The sequence below is a fragment of the Tritonibacter sp. SIMBA_163 genome, from assembly GCF_046535935.1.
In the GTDB taxonomy this organism is placed as follows: domain Bacteria; phylum Pseudomonadota; class Alphaproteobacteria; order Rhodobacterales; family Rhodobacteraceae; genus Epibacterium; species Epibacterium scottomollicae.
In genome coordinates, this window is sequence record NZ_JAWJBP010001552.1 from 1 (window position 1) to 229 (window position 229).

The following is a 229-nucleotide window of genomic DNA, read 5'->3' on the forward strand; positions in this document are numbered from 1 at the left end:
GGCTGGGGGGGCTGTGACAGGATTGAAGGATCTCGGCGTGCCAACTTATATCATCCGAGACGTAGTGCGTGGCGCGCTGGGACAAAGGTTGGATATTGTTAGCGAGGTGGAGCGCAAGCTTTCGGCGCGCCTGGTGCATGGCGAAGCGTTGGGCAGGTGCGTCGATGGCGCCCGAGAACGCACGTTATGTGAGGCGGCCTCTCAATCGCGGCGTTCTGCTCGTACCGCC

1 protein-coding gene is annotated in these 229 nt (G+C 62.0%); it reads left to right on the forward strand.

Going from position 1 to position 229, the window contains the following annotated elements; translation table 11 throughout:
• Window positions 1-37: 37 nt before the first annotated feature.
• The coding region (locus tag R0J92_RS27485; RefSeq protein ID WP_411054010.1) for a hypothetical protein at window positions 38-229 on the forward strand (192 nt) is incomplete at its 3' end.